Annotated in this window: 17 protein-coding genes and 1 pseudogene; 13 read left to right on the plus strand and 5 right to left on the minus strand. The window is 43.4% G+C overall.

Going from position 1 to position 18,652, the window contains the following annotated elements; all coding sequences use genetic code 11:
• Positions 1-289 precede the first annotated feature (289 nt).
• From Q8W40_RS06015 to Q8W40_RS06025, 3 genes are read left to right on the plus strand one after another with little or no spacing between them, the layout of a single operon-like run.
• Complete coding sequence (locus Q8W40_RS06015) at positions 290-616, plus strand: hypothetical protein (protein ID WP_101110464.1); 327 nt, start codon at positions 290-292, stop codon at positions 614-616.
• 11 nt (positions 617-627) lie between these two features.
• Positions 628-1,599, plus strand: coding sequence for a D-2-hydroxyacid dehydrogenase family protein (locus Q8W40_RS06020; protein WP_305396320.1), 972 nt, complete (start codon positions 628-630; stop codon positions 1,597-1,599).
• Positions 1,596-2,606: a S66 family peptidase gene (locus Q8W40_RS06025; protein ID WP_305396321.1), complete on the plus strand. Its 1,011-nt coding sequence runs from the start codon at positions 1,596-1,598 to the stop codon at positions 2,604-2,606. Before Q8W40_RS06020 ends, Q8W40_RS06025 begins: the two co-directional genes overlap by 4 nt.
• Positions 2,607-2,629: 23 nt before the next feature.
• Here the strand turns inward: Q8W40_RS06025 and Q8W40_RS06030 are convergent, their stop codons facing one another.
• Positions 2,630-3,529: a helix-turn-helix domain-containing protein gene (locus tag Q8W40_RS06030; protein WP_305396322.1), complete on the minus strand. Its 900-nt coding sequence runs from the start codon at positions 3,527-3,529 to the stop codon at positions 2,630-2,632.
• A gap of 285 nt (positions 3,530-3,814) precedes the next feature.
• Here Q8W40_RS06030 and Q8W40_RS06035 point away from each other — a divergent pair, with 285 nt between their 5' ends.
• Positions 3,815-5,005 (plus strand): sugar efflux transporter, encoded by a 1,191-nt coding sequence (locus Q8W40_RS06035; protein WP_305396323.1) that lies wholly within the window; start codon positions 3,815-3,817, stop codon positions 5,003-5,005.
• On the opposite strand, the gene Q8W40_RS06040 is transcribed toward Q8W40_RS06035, so the two are convergent.
• From Q8W40_RS06040 to Q8W40_RS06050, 3 genes and pseudogenes are all read right to left on the minus strand, one after another.
• The gene (locus tag Q8W40_RS06040; protein WP_305396324.1) at positions 4,999-6,744 is read right to left on the minus strand and encodes a HEAT repeat domain-containing protein; all 1,746 of its coding nucleotides are present in this window, start codon (positions 6,742-6,744) and stop codon (positions 4,999-5,001) included. The genes Q8W40_RS06035 and Q8W40_RS06040 overlap by 7 nt on opposite strands.
• An 80-nt stretch (positions 6,745-6,824) precedes the next feature.
• Positions 6,825-7,796 carry a hypothetical protein gene (locus tag Q8W40_RS06045; protein WP_305396325.1) on the minus strand — a complete coding sequence of 324 codons (972 nt, stop codon included), beginning with the start codon at positions 7,794-7,796 and terminating at the stop codon, positions 6,825-6,827.
• Between the two features lie 647 nt (positions 7,797-8,443).
• Positions 8,444-9,568, minus strand: a pseudogene (locus Q8W40_RS06050) (IS3 family transposase).
• Between the two features lie 169 nt (positions 9,569-9,737).
• On the opposite strand from Q8W40_RS06050, the gene Q8W40_RS06055 reads away from it, so the two are divergent.
• The 3 genes from Q8W40_RS06055 (at position 9,738) to Q8W40_RS06065 (ending at position 11,755) form a co-directional block, all read left to right on the plus strand.
• A complete protein-coding gene (locus Q8W40_RS06055) occupies positions 9,738-10,562 on the plus strand; it encodes an NAD-dependent epimerase/dehydratase family protein (protein WP_305396326.1) in 825 nt (274 codons plus the stop codon).
• Between the two features lie 142 nt (positions 10,563-10,704).
• Positions 10,705-11,073: a nuclear transport factor 2 family protein gene (locus tag Q8W40_RS06060; protein WP_305396327.1), complete on the plus strand. Its 369-nt coding sequence runs from the start codon at positions 10,705-10,707 to the stop codon at positions 11,071-11,073.
• A gap of 115 nt (positions 11,074-11,188) precedes the next feature.
• The gene (locus Q8W40_RS06065; RefSeq protein ID WP_305396328.1) at positions 11,189-11,755 is read left to right on the plus strand and encodes a pyridoxamine 5'-phosphate oxidase family protein; all 567 of its coding nucleotides are present in this window, start codon (positions 11,189-11,191) and stop codon (positions 11,753-11,755) included.
• Between the two features lie 99 nt (positions 11,756-11,854).
• Here the strand turns inward: Q8W40_RS06065 and Q8W40_RS06070 are convergent, their stop codons facing one another.
• Entirely contained in the window at positions 11,855-12,697 is an 843-nt protein-coding gene (locus tag Q8W40_RS06070) for a DUF6279 family lipoprotein (protein WP_305396329.1), read from the minus strand.
• Positions 12,698-13,209: 512 nt separating this feature from the next.
• Here Q8W40_RS06070 and Q8W40_RS06075 point away from each other — a divergent pair.
• The 6 genes from Q8W40_RS06075 to Q8W40_RS06100 all read left to right on the plus strand — a co-directional run bounded on the left by Q8W40_RS06075 (position 13,210) and on the right by Q8W40_RS06100 (position 18,646).
• Complete coding sequence (locus Q8W40_RS06075) at positions 13,210-13,551, plus strand: ArsR/SmtB family transcription factor (RefSeq protein WP_101110429.1); 342 nt, start codon at positions 13,210-13,212, stop codon at positions 13,549-13,551.
• A gap of 2 nt (positions 13,552-13,553) precedes the next feature.
• Positions 13,554-14,027, plus strand: coding sequence for an SRPBCC family protein (locus Q8W40_RS06080; RefSeq protein WP_305396331.1), 474 nt, complete (start codon positions 13,554-13,556; stop codon positions 14,025-14,027).
• 86 nt (positions 14,028-14,113) lie between these two features.
• Positions 14,114-14,548, plus strand: coding sequence for an SRPBCC family protein (locus Q8W40_RS06085; protein ID WP_305396332.1), 435 nt, complete (start codon positions 14,114-14,116; stop codon positions 14,546-14,548).
• Positions 14,549-14,755: 207 nt separating this feature from the next.
• A complete protein-coding gene (locus Q8W40_RS06090; protein ID WP_305396333.1) occupies positions 14,756-16,201 on the plus strand; it encodes an NAD-dependent succinate-semialdehyde dehydrogenase in 1,446 nt (481 codons plus the stop codon).
• 148 nt (positions 16,202-16,349) lie between these two features.
• Positions 16,350-17,411, plus strand: coding sequence for a hypothetical protein (locus Q8W40_RS06095; protein WP_305396334.1), 1,062 nt, complete (start codon positions 16,350-16,352; stop codon positions 17,409-17,411).
• Positions 17,412-17,503: 92 nt separating this feature from the next.
• On the plus strand, positions 17,504-18,646 hold the full coding sequence (locus Q8W40_RS06100) for a hypothetical protein (RefSeq protein ID WP_305396335.1): 1,143 nt from the start codon (positions 17,504-17,506) through the stop codon (positions 18,644-18,646).
• Positions 18,647-18,652: the final 6 nt, after the last annotated feature.

Genomic DNA, 18,652 nt, shown 5'->3' on the forward strand with positions numbered 1-18,652 from the left:
TCACCACCGCTCTAACCATCATAAAGGATCAGATCGCAAGACTCGAAAAAGGTTCAACTGATTTAGGCAACAACGCCCATTCTAACAATAAATTTCATACCGGATAGGTGTCATCATTGAGTGGACTAATACTTATGAGTAGTTAGTTGTATATCTGTGACTTGAATCTCACTCACACTTTCAAGGACGCAAAACGGTAAATGTACTTGCTATGCTTCGTAGTTAAAAAGTTGTTAGGCAGCGTTTTTAAATCAAAGTGTTATATGGACACACATATAAGGAAACCTGAATGTACAAACTGGAAATCTTCTGTCAGCCAGACCAAAAAGACAAAGTGTTGAGCACGCTGCATGAGTCGGGTGTCGATAGAATAGGTAACTACGATCATTGTTGGGCGATTGGTTCTGTGACCGGTTCGCACCGTGCGCTATTAGGGTCTAGCCCTGTTTTTGGTGCGATTGGTGATGTTGAAAACTACCCATTGATGAAAATAGAAATCAACATTGAAAAGCAGTATGTAGAAGGCATTGTTGCTCAGCTAAAAGAATGTTTGGGCTGGGAAGAACCTTTAGTGAATGTGCTCAAACTGTATAACCAAGAATTCGATTTCAGTTAAAAGGGAAGGTAATGAAAATAGCCATATTGGATGATTATCAAAATGCTGTAAAAGATTTGGCGTGTTTTCATATCCTGAAAGAGCATGACGTTATCGTATTGAATGAAACAATCAAAGATCCGGAAGTGCTGGCTGAAAAAATTGCCGATGTGGAAGCGCTTATTTTAATACGTGAACGTACCGAGGTAACGGAAGCGTTGCTTTCGAAGTTGCCAAACTTAAAACTGATCAGCCAAACAGGGAAAATAAGTAATCATATTAATCCTAATCTTTGCCATCAATATGGTGTGGATATCGCAGAAGGAAAAGGTTCACCCATTGCCCCTTCTGAACTTTGTTGGTCGCTAATTATGGCGGCGTACCGTCATATTCCCTCTTACGTTTCTCAACTCTCTCAAGGGATCTGGCAACAGTCCGGATTAGGGTTAGGTCAAACCTTACATGGTAAAACTCTAGGTATTTGGGGCTACGGAAAAATTGGCCAGCGTATTGCCCAATACGCTAAAGCGTTTGGAATGGACGTTTTGGTTTGGGGAAGCGAATCCTCACAGGCAAAGGCGGTAGAACATGGCTTTGATGCTGCGGAATCTAAGCAGTCATTTTTTGAAAGTGCAGATATCGTTTCTTTGCACTTAAGGCTTAATGATGCCACGCGAGAAATTGTAAAACGTTCTGATTTATCGGCGATGAATTCAGGATCGTTATTTGTGAATGTCAGCCGCGCAGAACTGGTAGAGCAGGGCGCTTTGCTTGCAGAACTCACTTGTGAACCGTCGAAATTTGCTGCTCTTGATGTCTTTGAGAGTGAGCCTGCTACTCCAGAAAATGAACCATTAATCGCGCTACCTAACGTGCTGGCAACTCCTCATTTAGGTTATGTGGAACAAGGCAGCTATGAGCTGTACTTTAAGATCGCATTCGAGAACGTGATAGCGTTTGCAAACGGACATCCGCAAAATATCGTAAAGAGTAATAAATCATGAACACTATTCTTCCTCCCGCACTAAAGCTTGGTGACAAAATTGGGTTTTTCTCTCCGTCTTCTCCTGCAACGGTATTTGCGCCCGAACGTTTTGAGCGAGCTAAGAAATATTTATCAGAAAAAGGGTATGTCTTGGTTGAAGGTCGCCTAACAGGTCAATCAGACAGCTACCGTTCTGGCTCTATTCAAGAGCGAGCCGATGAACTGAATGCACTAATTAGAGACCCGGAAGTGCGCTGTATAATGTCGACTATTGGCGGCAACAACAGTAATTCACTGTTGCCTTACATCGACTACGATGCCCTATTAAATGACCCTAAAATTATCATCGGTTATTCAGATGTAACGGCTCTCTTACTTGGTATTTATACCAAAACTGGGCTGGTTACCTATTATGGCCCCGCACTCGTGGCTTCTTTTGGCGAGTTCCCCCCTTTAGTCGACGAAACTTATGCTTCATTCACTCAGTTGCTTCGAGGCTTTACCGGGCTGCCGTATGTGTATGACATGCCCCCCTCTTGGACAGATGCTCGGATAGATTGGAAAACGCAATGTGAAGCCAAGCCAGTTAATCCAAACGAATGGCAGTTTTTAGGTAACGGTGTTGTAACGGGTAGGGTGATCGGAGGAAATCTGAACACAATGGCGGGTATTTGGGGTAGCCCTTATATGCCAATCATTAAGCAAGGAGATATCCTACTTATAGAGGATAGCTTGAAAGGCATTGAAACGATCGAGCGTTCATTTGCTCATCTTAAAGTCTGCGGTGTCTTCGATAGGATATCCGCGATAATTCTAGGAAAGCATGAATTATTTGATGATAAGGGAACAGGTAGGTCGCCATTGGATGTACTGAAAGAAGTGTTAAGCGAGCAACCAGTACCGATACTGAATGGTTTCGATAGTTGCCATACTCATCCAATGCTGGTCACTCCGATAGGCGTTGAGATGTCTATTGATTTTGATAAAGAAACTCTCCAAATAGAAAGCAATTGGATTGCTAGCTAGGCGTTAGCTGAAACGAAAAGAACCTAGCTGTGATGCTTAGTAAACTGGCCCCTAAAATCGGAAGGGGTCATTTGCTTCTTCTCTTTAAACTGGCGGTTAAAGTTAGACAAGTTATTGAACCCCGAGCGCTCTGCTACTAGTGATACCGGAATATCGGAATTGACTAACAATTCGCACGCCTTACCTATTCGAAATTTCTTTAAATGCTCCGAAAAGCTTTCTTTGAAGTGCTTTTCAAACAATCGATAAGCGGAGCTTTCGCTCATGTGAAGCGTTTTGCAAAAGTCGCTAATCTTTATCGGTTCATGGTAATGGCTTTCAATGAATTGCCTTGCAGCTTCAACTCGGCTAAAGCTTTCATCCGGCTGCATTGCTTGTTCGATACCATAGCTTGATGATGATAGTGATGAAGCTGTTTTATCATCCGCTAGCTGTGTTAATGCATCAATCACATTAAGAAGTTGCTGGTGGGCAGAAAGCACTCGGTGGTCTTTCATTTTGTGAAACAGTATTTCCCCCATTTCTTTAGAAAACTCAAGACCATGATAAGAGCGTTGAAGCATGGGCTTGATATGAGCGAGCTCTGGCGCGGCTTTGATCAAATTGTCTATCCAGCTTTGAGTGAACCACAAAATTAACGTGTTATGTGGTTGAGAGGCATGCGCAAACGAACGACCCGAAAGCATGTGAGGTAAGCCAGGTCCAAAAAGCAGTAGGGTATTATGGTCGACTTTTCCAATGTGATCGCCTGCAAAAAAATTACCTTCAAAGCAATCCCCAGGGTCTCGATAAAGGACCAGTTCATATTCCACATGATAGTGCCACGCACAGGCATAGCCCTCTTTAGGCACGTCACAGACATATTCACGGATTTTCCAATTGAAATGAGGTTTATCCCCAATGGCTTCAACAAAAGGTCTCATTCGTTTTCCTTTCTAGGGCTACTTACTTAGTGACTTATATACCCATTACTGTATGAGGCTGTCAAAGTGTAATGATATTTTGAATGAATAGTATCGACACACGACAGATTTCTACCAATCATGTGCATTATATTCAGTAGACTTATTGCACTTACATCGGATACGCAGATTTTGATAAATCTGCGCATGCCGATACTTAGAGTGGCCACTCTTTTAAATTTAAATTTATTAATATCAATGCATTGTGCCTTTTGTACATAAGGGTGCAGCAGTGAGGATCTTGCTATGTGGACAAATAGAACCGCAATTCTGTTCTTGTTTACGACATTCGCGACTGGGCTTTGCGGGTCATTTTTCTTCCCCTTATCTAGCCTGTTTATGGTGGAAGCGTTAAATGCTACGCCCGCAATGCTGAGTGCCTTTTTAGTGCTCTCTGTTTTCAGCTCCGTGGTGGTCTCTCAATTTATTGCTTACCGCTCAGATAGAGGGTGGAAAAGAAAACAAATACTGCTCGTTTCATTTTTTGGCTACTTAGTCACGGTGCTTGGCTTTTCGTTCATCCGCGACTATTACTTGGCAGTGGCCGTCTCAGTGGTATTTGGCAGTGTGACCGGGGCGATTTATGGACAGGCGTTTGCGTTGGCACGTGAATACGCTGATAGGTATTTAAATGATCAAGCGACGACATTTTTGTCTACCTTGAGAGCGGGAATGGCACTGGCGTGGGTATTTGGGCCACCAATCGCTTTCATCATTAAGGCAGAATATGGATTTTCAGCGACCTTTTTGATGTCTGCGGGAATGATCGTAGTCACAATTGCTATTGTTTTCTTTTTCCTTCCTGACGGGGAAATGAAAGAGGAAAAAGTAGAAGATGCACCCACTGCAATTCCCTGGTATCAAAGAGCATCGGTTGTGTTGTTTTGCTTATCCATGCTGATGACCTTTTTTGCTAATGGTTTGTACTTAACAGCGATGCCTTTGTATATCACCAAAGAATTAGGGTTAAGTGAAAGCTTACCAGGCACTTTTTTGGGTATTGCAGCGCTTTGTGAGATCCCAATTATGCTTGCCGCTGGCTGGTTGGCAGCGAAATATGGTGGGAACCGAGTCGTTGGGGTTGCCTTGGTTTGTGGCATGGTATTTTTCATTGGCATTATTAAAGCGACAGAAGTCTGGCAATTGATCGCGATGCAAGTATGCAACGGGATATTTGTGGGGATTACCGCTTCATTAGGCATGGTCATTTTACAAGACATGATGAAAGACCAGCTTGGTGTTGCATCAACGCTATTCTCGAACGTGTTGCAAGGAAGTACGTTGTTGGCGAGCATCTCCATTGGCATTGTTGGCGGAATGTACAACTATTACAGCACGTTTTATTTAAGCTTAGGTGGAACCGTATTAGGGCTGGTTTTCTTGGCTATGGCTGCGCTAAGAAATCGCAGCACCCGTGGTATTGCCCCTGCTTATTGATTGAGTAGGCTGGCGAGCTTTTGTCTTGTGGACTCAGACAGCTCTGCTTCTTTATACAGAGCTTCTGCGACCGCCTGATTCTCCGGCGTATTTTGGGAACCCGACATCAGATATTCAAATAGCATCTCTTTTGTCGGTGTCGGAATGTCGCTACTCATAATCCGGTTACGAAGTTGGTGTTGATAATTTGAATCAAAAGGCAGCAAGTCTGGTGTAGACAAACGTGCATTCACTATTTCTCGCACTACATTTGGATTGCTGTCTTTTATGGCTTGTTCACGAAGTGCTTGCTTCATCTCAGGGTTTCTGGCCAATACCCTCGCAGCCACCATCCTTTCATCAAAATGCTCACTTTTTAAATAATTGGATACTTGGCTATCAAGTGCGCGATCGTCTAGGTTATCAATGGAAACCAAAGTGAGATAAGACGCCCCTTCTGACTGCAAATTTTTACTTAGGTATTGGGCGACGTCACTGCGTAAAGACTCGGATTGGCTTCCTAAAATACCGATGTTGAGCAAGGCAGTTTCAGATATGATTTGATTGCTGTTGTCGCTGGCAGCTTCCAACGCTTGCAAAGCATGAATCGTATTCACATCCCCCATTTTGGATATCGACATAATGGCGCGTAGCCGGTTTTCTTCATCTAATGAATTGTCTTCTATCAATTGTGAGAGGATATATTCCCCTTCTGGGCTTTGTGAGCGCTCCAGCGCAAAGATTAAAAGCGATTGTTGGTCGTCCGTTAGGTTTTGGTTCTGAAGCCAATCTTTCACGCTGTTAAAACCCTGACCAGCTAGATAAGCGCCAATAAGATGGGCGCTGTCTAGGTTGGGTGAACCTGTATATAATTCGAATTGTTCCAAAAAGTTGGCTTCATTCACTGCCTCGTTATTGCTGGCAGTAGCCACGTCTAACCCTTTTAAATATTGATTAACGTTACTTGCGTATTGGTTCATCGACCAATTGAGCGCTATCGTGCTTTTTAGCGGTGAAATATTGGTCTGTTGAACAACGGTCAGTTTTTGGTTCTCATAATCGACGGTACGCGTATGGGTATGCGCTAATGTTTGCGGGAAGCCAGCAGTATCGTGAGTTAACTTCCATTTGTCTTGCTGTTCGATTACCTGATAACTCTGCGAGTCGGATACAGTCCCAAGCCAGTCTCGCTCTAAACTAGATGCATCTTGTCGGACGAAGAAAAAACGGTGCTTTCCATCTGCTAGGGCGAGTGTTTTACTCCCCGAAAAGTAAGAAAACTGAGTCAGTGTGGTATTGATAATGGTCAGCGGGTGAGAAGCGTTTAGCCCCAGTAAATCTACGTTTTCAAAAGACCCCTGAGAAAATTGCGCGGTAAACGTTAGGCGCTTAGGGCGATCTTCCCCTTGTGGGTCGGCTGCCCATTGAATGTTGTATATTTGCCCTAGATATACATTTGGCTGATCGTCGGTCGGTTTCAAAGCCATATTGAATCGGTACGTCATTTCACCCAATTGAGTTTTTGGATTACTCATGGTTGTTGTGAGATCCACATGATAACGATAAACAGGATCGGATTCTTGCGCTTCTTCACTTTTAGCAATTGTTGAGATGGAAGCCGGTTCGCTGTTTTTTTCGGGCGTATAAACTGGAATACTCTCGGAGTTGTCTTGCGTTTCAGGTTCTTCCTGAAATACAAATACTGATGCGCCTACAGCTGCAACAATACCCAGAGATAGCAATAAAATTATCCGTTTCATGTCTCCCCCTCTATCGACGTATCACTTAATTTCACCATACCAAAAGGGAGCGAGCGGTGCGCTCGCTCCCGCTTTGAGTCTTATATATACGTAGTCTTATCGTAAATAGTGTGACTAAATTCCCATATTGGAGACCAGCTGATGAGCGTTGTCTCTGCATTAAGAATGTTCCATACGCCAAACAATTTCACCTGACAGTACAGCCCTATGTTTCCACTCCCGCCTTTTGCACTGGCATCCCATTTAAGCCGCGTGTAGTACTGAAAATCCGTCGAGCTCCCTTCTTTGTAGGTTACGCCAGCCTCTGCATGCGCTTTTGTGCCAACATTCACTAGGTTGATCGCGCCCTTAACGCCTTTTTCTATAGTTTTGACGCCAAAATTCAGCATGGCATAGCCTTTGGCTGTCGCATCGCCAGCTACAAATGGGCGGACGGACGCGTAAACAAAGTCTGGTCGACGCTGTCCATTTATTTCGATTGGCGTGTTTGGTTTGTCAAAGCCACCCACTTCCAAGCCTGCGGCAAAATCTGCCCCTGTTTTCAATACAGCACCAATTTTTACGCCCAGCTTGAATACGCCGGCTGGATCGATCGGTACTTCAGGAATCGGGACTTCAGGAGCGGCAATAGTGTGAGAAAACGTGCGTTTAATGTCTGCCTTTAATAGAGCGTTACATGTCGGGCTAATAGAAAGAGGGGTAGTCGCATTCACGGTTAGAGATAGATGCAGCCCACGCACGCAGTTGAGTTCTTGGGGGTTAAACGATAGGTTAGTGTTTCCAAAGACGGTTCCAATTTTTGTATTATGTGGGCCGACATTTACAGTGAACTTGTTGTCTGTGTTTCCTAGTATTTTCCCTCCCGTATAAGTCACATAACCAGAGGCATGCCGCGTTTGTTGAAACCGACCCACAACGTTATGCACGTTTGCTGAGTGTGTTTTGTTTAAAACGGTTCCAGCATTAACAGTACCAGCGTAGGCAGGGAGAGAAAATATCCCTATTGCCAAGGTACCGCAGACAGCTAATGCCATATTTGAGGCTTTCTTCATTGTCTTATCCTTAATATTAATCCTGTAAGCTAAAGTCAAGAGACCAATGTTTGAATAACAATAAAGGTGTAAAAGGTCTAAATTGAGAACTGCATTTCAAACACCCATTTAACCTAATCAGATTTATATTCCAGTCAACAGGTAACTAACTTATTGTTTATTATAATTAAGATAATAAGCCTATACTTTGGGTGGTATTTTATTCCATTGATTATAAAGAGCTTTATTTAATTCTCTTCAGGAATTAAATGGTTGAATATATTTCAACTAATGTGAGTGAAATCAAATTAAAAATAAAGATTGATAATTATGTTCATCTTGTTTTTGTTTATTAGCTTTACCTGTATTTCATTACGTTAATGTTGAAGTTAATAAAGTGTTTAGTAATGGTAAATAATAAACAACTTCGTTATGCATACTATTGTTTATTATTTGATGGTTATCATGTTTCTATTTAATGTGACTTTAATTCAATATATTAATATTAAATCAATACAAACTTCTTATAACCTTTGAATTATAGTGGTTTTATTTCCCCTAGAATTCTCAAATTTGAATTTCCCTCCAGAAGTTAAATGATTTTGATATATGAAGAAGTGAATAAAATCTGTACCTTGAGGTCACTTGGGTATGTAAACATCCCTTTTTTAGTGACACCCTAAATTAGAGTCTTCCAGCAATTTCAACTTAGCAAGATATTCCCAAGGGGTCAGGTCACCCAGCGAGCTATGGGGACGTTCATCGTTGTATTCTTGAACCCAGCTTTCTGTTAGCTCACGTGCCTCTTTTAACGTTCTAAACACATACATGTTGAGTATTTCATCTCGATAGGTCCGGTTGAACCTTTCAACAAACGAGTTTTGTGTGGGCTTGCCTAGCTGTATGAATTCGAGTTGTATGTCATGTTGTTCCGCCCATTCAGCTAAAGTCGTTGAGATAAACTCTGGACCGTTATTCATACGTAACTGACTCGGATAACCTCGCCAGGCGACGATGCGTTCCAACACGCGAACAACTCTTTGGGCGGGAAGATTCAAGTCAATTTCAATGGTCAGCACTTCACGGTTAAAGTCATCGATAACATTGAACGTCCTGAAGCGTCTACCTGAAGCGTCTACCACACATCAATGAATCGCTCATGAAATCCATTGACCAACATTGGTTGAACGTTTCTGGCACACAGAGAGGTGCAGGCTCTCTTGTTGGTAACCGCTTCTTTCCACGACGGCGCTTATTCAACTTCAGTTCGCAGTAGAGTCGATGTACTCGTTTGTGGTTCCAGCGATACCCCCATCGTTTAAGCACTTTGAATAACATGCCAAAACCATATGCAGGATAACGTTCAACGGCTTCTTGCAAGGCGGCAATCACAGGGGTATCTCGGTGTTTATCTGGTCGATACCGATAGACCGAGTCACTGATACCGACTAAACGACAAGCCCTACGCAGACTCACACAGTGACAATTCTTGACATAATCCACCCACTCTCGCCGAATCGCGGGCTTTACAGCTTTTTTTCGACGATATCCTTAAGGATTTTATGGTCGAGGCTCAGTTCAGCAAACATTTGCTTCAGGCGTCGGTTTTCATCCTCAAGCTCCTTCAGTCGCTTCACGTCTGAGGCTTCCATGCCGCCGTACTTGGACTTCCAGTTGTAGTAAGTGGCATCTGATATGCCATACTCTCGGCAGACCTCTTTGACCAACCTGCCAGCCTCAACTTCTTTCAGAATCTTGACGATTTGCGTTTCTGTATAGCGTGACTTTTTCATCAGCGTTCTCCATTTGGTTTAGTTTAAACCGAAGAACTCTAATTCTAAATGTCCCTAGTTTAGGGGATGATTACAGGTATATTACTTTGATTTTTATGGAAATCTAATTGATGATTAGCCATCAGTTAGATTGTTCTTATCTTTAGTTTCCAAGGAGAAGACTTCAAAAATGCGGGTATTAGTTTCAGGTGCTAACGGATATCTTGGTCGGCATGTTGTTCGTTATATGGAGTTACTTGGATATAGCGTGTCCCGATACTTGAGAGAAGGTCAGTCTCATCGCGATGGAGTACATTCGTCGGACACGTCTTTTTACCACTCTTTTGACTTGGTGGTGAACTGCGCAAGGCCGCATTGGTCTGAGTTTTCACCGAATGATATTGCTCTTGTTGAGCGAAGTACGTTGGCAATACTTAATAGGTTCTGTAAAGCTGGAGGTGTAAAAATTCATACTTCTGGTGTTTGGCTTTTCGGACATGCAAATGAACAAGAATTGAAAGAAAGTATTCTCAAGCCCTTTGATATCGTAACGCCAGATAAAAAAACGATAGAACAAGCGAGGGATAGTGGTTGGCAAATTGTCTATTGTCCTAGTTTGATTTATGGCGGTGAACATTGTCAGCTAAAAAGAATCATAAGGGATTTTGAATCGGGTCAGATCAATATTGCGATGCCTTCCACTGGCTTCAATCAATATGCGCATGTTCAAGACATTGCTGAATTTTATGGTGAGTTGGCATTTTTAGGGTGTGAAGAATCCGATATTTTTGTCGCTGAAGAACAAGGTTACAGCCCACTTGAATACGCATTAATGTTGAAACAACGTGGGGTTGTCCGTGAGATCATAGAATGCAATAGAACGGAGTTTCTAAAACAATTTGGGCAAGACGCATTGGATATTGAGCACTTGAATTTGAAATTGCCAATTCACCCAAGTTTCACCCCAAAACATAGACTTAGAGATTACATTTCTAACGAGCTTATGCTTGAATAAAATGAAAGAAAATAATGCAAACCTCGATGCTCGGTCGTTCTAAATACGACAGGATGGCTCATTGTTTAATGAGGGAAATTTGGTGAGAACGATTTGGGCGGATACATCTTGGTAGATAAGAGAACAAACGGAAGGAGGCGGCGTGAAAATACTCATAGAGCAAGAAACGGCTTTACATCAACCTAGTGTTAGGAATAACCGTGATGAGGTGACTAGGCTGTTGCATCCCGACTTTGTCGAAGTTGGGAAAACAGGGATAACCTATCATTTTGATGATGTGTTAGAAGAAGTGAACGAGGACTCTGAACCTGTGATTCACTCTCAGGATTTTTTGTGTGTCACGCTTAAACCCTCTGTTCAGCTACTGCTTTATAAAACGGCTTTGCAGGATCAACAAGGCGGTTATTTTGATTACGCTAAACGATCGTCAGTTTGGACTTTCTCTGGTGAGAGTTGGCAACTTATTTACCATCAAGGAACGTTATGCTCTGAGTTTGAAATTAAGGATTAAGCTTGGTTTAGGTTTAGGTGCGTAAACTGAATTAAAGCAAGTAGTGAGTACTGCCAGTAGGTTAGAACACAAAGCAGTCAATTGGGGTATAAGTTAAACACAAGGAATCGTGAAAATGGGGAAGCAATTTTCAGAGTTAAATGAAAAGCATATTGAATTCATAGCCGAGCAAAAGATGTATTTTGTCGGCACAGCGAGTGAAACCGGTAGCGTGAACGTATCGCCTAAAGGCGGAGACTCTCTTCGAGTGATTGACAATAAAACCATTGCTTGGCAAAACTTGACGGGGAGCGGAAATGAATCAGCGTCTCATGTTATCCAAAACCCTCGAATGACGGTTATGTTTTGTGCCTTCGAAGGTGCACCTTTGATTTTACGAGCGTATGGACGTGCGCGTGTACTGCATCAGGGAGACGCGGATTGGGAAGAGTACATCGGGAAATTTCCCCCAAGCGTCGCAACTCGACAAATCTTCCTACTTGATATTAATCTGGTGCAATCTTCTTGTGGGATGTCTGTGCCCTTTTACGATTATGTTGCAGACCGAGATGAATTGGCTAAATGGTCTGAGAGACAAGGAAAAGAAGGCGTTGAGAAGTATTGGTTGAAGAAGAACCAGAAAAGTATCGATGGTTTCGAAACAGAGATAGCACAACGTGCTGGGTTATCAAAAGAAGCTTAAGTAATCGGCTCCAGCATTGCTGGAGCACTGTTTTTTACCTGCCTAATCCAACCTTAAAACCCTGTGTTAACCTCGGTTCACTCAGTAAAATTAAGATCGTTATTTTACCGTCGCTAAATCTTGAGTAATCTCTCTCCAGTCCGCTATTTCTTCTTTGTAGTGAGACAGTTGCTTGCTATCCATTAAGTTAATAACTTGCGCGATTTTATCGCTGGCTAATTGCCGATTATGTTCCAGTTTTACTTTGAGTGATTCGGTGTAAAAGCTATCAGGATCATCTAGGATGCGAATAAACATAGATTGAAAGTACTGGACTTCGTCGCGGCGATTGAACAAGGTTTCCATCTCAATGTACATTTTGTCGTTGTGATCTGCCCAATCGAAGTTCGTAATTTTAACGTCTTCAGACCACGACTTGATGATCGCCTTCTGTTTGCTTGAAAGCGAGCCTAACCATGTATCGAGATTATCTTCCATTCTCTCTTGATACACCTCTCGGATCTCTGCCTCGTCCATATCTTTGTATTTTTCGCGATATTCTTCATGATCTTTCGCCGTATTTTCTAGCAATTCATCTACTTGCTTTTGATCTAGTTGGCTGACAAGCGCATAAAGGTTTGGTGACGCTTTCGCGATGACTCGCCTGGCGTGCTGTCTGAATTTCTCGGTATGCATAAATACATAGGCAGCATCGACGGTTTTTGGATCCATCGATTCGAGCTCGTTAAGGTGTTCTATATAGGAAGGGAGCTCTTGAGTTTTGTGCCACTCAATCAGTTGCTGCAAACTAAGTTCAATAACGTCTTCTTGTTCGGAGTTAAGAGAAACGTAATCGTCTATGTATTCCAGAACAATCCAATCCAAATTGCTGTATACGAATTTGGTTGTGCATCCAATTAGCCCAAATGCGAATACAACAGGTAAAAGACGTTTCCAAAACATAGCGATTCCTTGCTAACGAGTCATTGAGGGGATGTGTATAAATATACTTATTCTACGACAGCAGAGATCAATTGGTGTTCCCTGACTTATAGGGGTGTTAATTTCATTATTAGCTCAACAATCCTTCACGATTGGATTACGCATAGCGTTTTATAACTGAGATTAAATTAATAGCGCCCAAGGTGAAACAGGTTTTATATTGCCATTGATTGCAAACTGCATTTGCAAAATGCAAACGCAGTTGTATTTTATGGCGAAATTATGAGAGATAAGTTCGGATTTTAACCGAAAATGTGACGTGAAAAGTTGGCACGGTAGATGCATTAATAAGAGTGACCCTTTTTAAAGCCGAGGGTCACCTAGCCAACTGACGTTGTTAGTGAACCGATATTTGTTCACAAATGATTTAGCCACCCGCGTTTTGCGTGTGGCTTTTTTTTCGTCTGTAGATTATCCCCATCCAATTTTTCTCAATCTTGACAACGAATAGATTCAATTCTATTGTACACCTTATGGTAAACATTAATGACGAACAATTGAGCCACGTCTTTATGGCTCTCGCAGATGAAACACGACGTGAAATGGTACGTCAGTTAGCTAATGGGTCGTTGCCCGTTAAAGAGCTGTCGAACCCAAACAACATTTCTAAATCTGCGGTAACGAAACACCTTAAAATTTTAGAGCGAGCAGGGTTGCTGACTCGGCAAGTGGTTGGGCGTGAGCACATATGCTCTTTGAACCCCGATCCATTGGTTGAAGTGAACGAATGGCTAGCCTTCTACCAAACTTTCTGGGAAGACAAATTTGATGCACTAGAATTTTACCTAGACAAGCAACTAACGGAGAGCGAGTAACGATGTCGGCTCATCGCGGTTATGCAGCTTTAAAATTACAACGAGAATTTCGTACTGATGGTAAAACTCTTTTTGAGGCGTGGACGCAATCGGCGATGCTCAGTCGCTGGTTTGGACCCAAAGAGCACGATGTACTGACGGCTAGCATTAATGCCGTGGAAGGCGGGCAATACAAGATTGTTCTGCGTTCGCCAGAGGGTGGTGAGATCAGCCACTTTGGCGAATATGTTGTCGTCGACCCACACGTACACCTTGTTTTTACTTGGGTGCTTGCAAACCAAGATTGCAGTGGCTGTGCGGATCAAGACACATCCACGTTAGTGACTTTGCGGTTTGAGCCGTTGGATTCGAAGCTCACTCGGTTGACCTTGCTTCATGAAAAGTTACCTGACCAGAAAGCCTACGAAGGGCATAAGTTCGGCTGGTCGAGTAGTTTAGACAGCTTAGAGAATATTCTTCAAAGCAGCAGCCAATAAGTATTTGTCGAAACTAAGCACTGGATTAGTGCTTTTTTTTGAAGTGAATAGTACACCTTTTGGTGTACATAACTAAGGAAAGTAACATGGAAAATATACATCACCACATTGTCATTGAATCGACCCCTGAAAAATTGTTTCAAGCGATCACGTCTTCTGAAGGCTTGTCTTCATGGTGGACAAAGGCAGAAGCGACACAACAGATAGGCGAGAATCTTTCGTTTTTCTTTGGTCCTCAATGCGACCACAAAATGGAAATGCAGCTGATCTCATTAGAAGCGAACCGAAAAGTGGTTTGGCAATGCGTAGAAGGACCATGGGCAGATATGGGGCATTTCTCTTTTGTCATTAAAGAAGACGATCGAGGTGCAGCGCTGAGCTTTACTCATGAAGGGTGGTCAGAGATGGGCGCCTTTTTCGGACACTGTAACTGCAAGTGGGGGTTATTTCTTGGTTTTAGCCTAAAAAGCTACTTAGAAACAGGGAAAGGAGTGCCTCACCCAAATGAGCAAAATATTTAGAGTAGTGATACGAAAGCGACTTTGTAGCCAACATATTTGGCTTCATCGACCCCCCCCACTTTCGAGTTTGAAAGTGGGGAGGTTTTGAATCCAGCATCTTGAGGTCACTTGGGTATACATCACCATTTAATAAAATATGAGTTGATTTGTTTCGATATTTAGAACAAAGATTAGGAGAACTGAATTTTTGTGCTTAGGAGTACTTCCGTGAAACTTCAAAATACCTCTCTTTTTAAACAACAGTGTTATATCAATGGGCAGTGGATCGGGGAGGCTGCAGAAAAGCAACCTATCTTCAATCCCGCCACTGCAGAAAAAGTGGGTGAAGTGCCTGTACTTGGTAGAGAAGAAGCTGAATATTGTATAGAAGTCGCGAGTAAAGCACAGAAAGAATGGAAAACACGCACCGCCAAAGAACGATGCAATCTATTAAAAAAATGGTTCGATTTGATTCAAGCAAACAGCGACGACTTAGCGACGATCATCACGACAGAACAAGGCAAATCGATTAATGAAGCGAAAGGCGAGGTGGCGTATGCCGCCAGTTTTATTGAATGGTTCGCGGAAGAAGCCAAACGCGCCTACGGAGAAACCATTCCCGCCCACAAAACCGATGCCAGAATTGTAGTAACCAAAGAACCCATTGGTGTTGTCGGAGCCATCACGCCTTGGAATTTTCCCGCAGCCATGATCACACGAAAATGCGGTCCGGCCTTAGCGGCAGGTTGCAGCGTGGTCCTTAAGCCTGCTCCAGATACTCCTTTTACTGCATTGGCTCTCGGTGTGCTGGCGGAAGAGGCTGGTATCCCAGCTGGTGTCTTTAATATTATTACTGGTGATGCAGCAGGGATAGGTGGCGCACTGACCGATAGCAAAACCGTTCGAAAAGTGTCGTTTACTGGGTCTACCCAAGTTGGGAAGCTTTTAATGTCCCAATCGTCTGGCTCAGTGAAAAAACTGTCTTTGGAGCTTGGCGGAAATGCCCCTTTCATTGTCTTTGAAGATGCAGATATCGACGCAGCTGTTCAAGGCACGGTGATTGCGAAGCTGAGAAATGCCGGCCAAACTTGCGTGTGTGCCAACCGTATTTTTGTTCATCGTGATGTGCAAAGTGAATATGTCGCTAAGCTCAAGGTCGCGTTTGAAAAGTTGAGTGTCGGTAATGGCATGGATCCAACCAATCATATTGGGTCAATGATCAATCAAGGCGGTATCGACAAAGTGTACGCTCATTTAAACGATGCGCTAGAAAAAGGCGCAACGCTAGAACTCGGCTCGAAGCAAAGACCAGCCGATCTTTTCTGCTCTCCCATGATTGTAACGGGAATGACCGATGACATGAGAGTAGCAAGTGAAGAAACGTTTGGACCTCTTGCCGCGATATTTACGTTTGACAGCGAAGGTGAAGTGATCGAACGAGCGAATCAAACGGACGCAGGTTTGGTGGCGTATTTTTACTCGCAGTCGCTAAGAAGAAGTTGGCAGGTCTCAGAACAGCTGGAGGCTGGCATGATTGGCATAAATGAAGGGTTGATCTCTACCGAAGTAGCGCCCTTTGGTGGGGTAAAAGAATCTGGGCTTGGTCGTGAAGGTGCGCGCCAAGGCATTGAAGATTATCTAGAAACTAAGTATATGCTGATGGGCGGGCTATGAGATTAACTGCTGAGTGTATTGGTGAAATTTGCGACAATGTTACAATTTTTTAACATTTATTGTAAGTTGTGACATTATTGCCTTAGTAATTAAATAATTTGCTTCTATTCTTGTTGTTGTTTTTATAACACACAAGAGAAACTATAAAATGAAGAAGTTAATCTGCTCTCTAGCATGTCTTATGGCATGCGTTTCTACAGGCGCCTCAGCCGCCATTTCGCAACACCCCGTTATCCTTATTCACGGTTTTAATGCCGACCAGTTGAGCGAGAAACCAAACGCTCAACAGGTGGCATTAGCGGGTGAAGAAGGTTGGCGATCGTATTGGCTTTCTCGCTCTGATGAGCGTATCGATTGGCCTTCTCATGAACGGATCCAAGGCAAAATTGCATCAGATTATGTTTGGCCAAAACTTCAATCACTTTCTCGCAACAACACCTGCGCGAACGGCTGTATTTTTGTCACACATTCTACGGGTGATCTCATTGCACGACACATTTTGGACAACCAAAAACGCTGGCTTGAAAACGCAGGCTTAACGCCACTCAACATCGTCGCAACAGTAGATTTTGCGGGTGCAGGCGGTGGTTCAGAATTGGCCGATATTGCGATTAATGCAGCAGAGGGCGGCGGTGCAGGTAACTGGACACTTAGACAAGCTCTGTCATTGTGGTTGGGCATGGTACCGACATCGGGCAATACCGGTGTCTTGAACGATTTAAAAGTGGCAAACGCGCGACAGCTTTCCGCGGTACCAGATAGCCGAGTCCCACGAGTACGTATTGTTGGTGACAGCTCAGATTTCTGGGGGCTCACTGCTGGCTTCTTACCAGGGCACGATGATGGTGTAGTCGCTGCGCATTCCAGTTGTGGTGCAAAATCAGCTGGCAGCTACAACAGTTGCTCTGCATTTGTCGGGCTTAATGGCAAGCTTACTGCTCAGTCTCGTGGTGTAACCCGCTTTATGGCGCAGCATTACCCTTTGCTTATGGGTGAGGATTATTCTCACAGCTCCCTTATCGATAACAAGCACGAAGGCAAAGTGACGACGGCACGCGCCAATTTAAGCTTAAGTAACGGCAAAACCATCACTGTTAATACAGAAGATCAGAGCTCTTGGTGGTCGAGCAGCGTGTATCGTTATGTCCAACACTCAGACTCCCAATCTATGTCTCAGTTAACGTTCAACTTGCTTGAGAGCGCGCAGTAAAGGTGTCTTATATTGAGTATTGCACAGCAGGTAATCGGGTTCTGTGATTTGGCAGAGCCCTGTTTTTCTCTTTCTTTGACCGAGATTCATTTATGAAAGTGTTTGGCTCTGCATATTTGTCAGGAAATGTTTATGTTAGAAGCTTTGTCATTATTGTAGCCATTATTCTAGTGGCCTTGGTGACGTATCTGTCGTATGACAAAGACACCATTAAGGGCAGTAGCTCCGAAAAATACAGCCAACCCAAACAAGAAATGGCGGTGAAACCCAAAGAAAACATGACCGAGGTCCCCCAATTTGAGCAGCCCGATCAGGCTACGGATCTCGCAGAGCAGCCAATTGAATTAGAGGCACCAATAAAGCAGCAATTTTCGTTGATAGCGAGTGCTTATAGCGAAGAGCTGAAGCACCCTTCGTACTCTCCGCCGCTTAACGACGACAGCCCAATTACCCTTGATCCTAATCGATACCATAAAGTGGAATTGCCTATTTTAGAGGGTAAGCACAAAGCGGCATTGAGGCTGGAACAATATCGTTATTTCTACCCTAACCCGGTTCGCATCGCGATAGATTCACCACTTGAGATCCAGCAAGTATCGTTTGATTTATGGGGAGTCGAGAACGGGAAAAGCATTGCTAGCCAAACCGTTAACCGCGCAGAAGCTACATTTAAATCGAGCGAAGATTGGCCAGAAGAAATCCGTGTAAAAGCCAAAGTTACGTTCGCACAAGGGGATGATGTTCTGACAGGCGATTTTCGCTTCTACGTGCCAGTTGGAAAAATTACGGGCGTAGACACATTAGGTAGCGAAGGTCCCGACATGCTTATCCCTGTTCAATTGGATGTCAAAAAGAGTGGGACGTTCCGACTTCGAGCCAGCTTATTCTCGGCAAGCGGTAAGCCAATTGCATCGTTACGTGAAACAAAGACGTTAGCAGAAGGCAGCCAAGAGATTCATTTGAAGGCGCACAGCAGTGTTTTAAAGAACAGCTTGTTAAAGAACAGCACCTTAAAAAATGGTACTCAAAAAGGCGGGAATACCGAGTTTGAATTACGTTATCTTCAATTGGAAAAACTGTCTGATTTTCCCGGTCAGAAAACAGGTTTTGGCGTCAGCACGCAACCGTCGTATTCGTTAGGGTTATTTGATGTTTCCCAACTGAGTGATGAGCCATACCAGCCGTCAGAACAAGAGAAAGCACGCCTCGAATTCCTAAAAAAATTAGGGCAGTAAACACCG

Origin of the sequence: Vibrio penaeicida, from assembly GCF_030689305.1 — a bacterium.
Classification (GTDB): domain Bacteria; phylum Pseudomonadota; class Gammaproteobacteria; order Enterobacterales; family Vibrionaceae; genus Vibrio; species Vibrio penaeicida_B.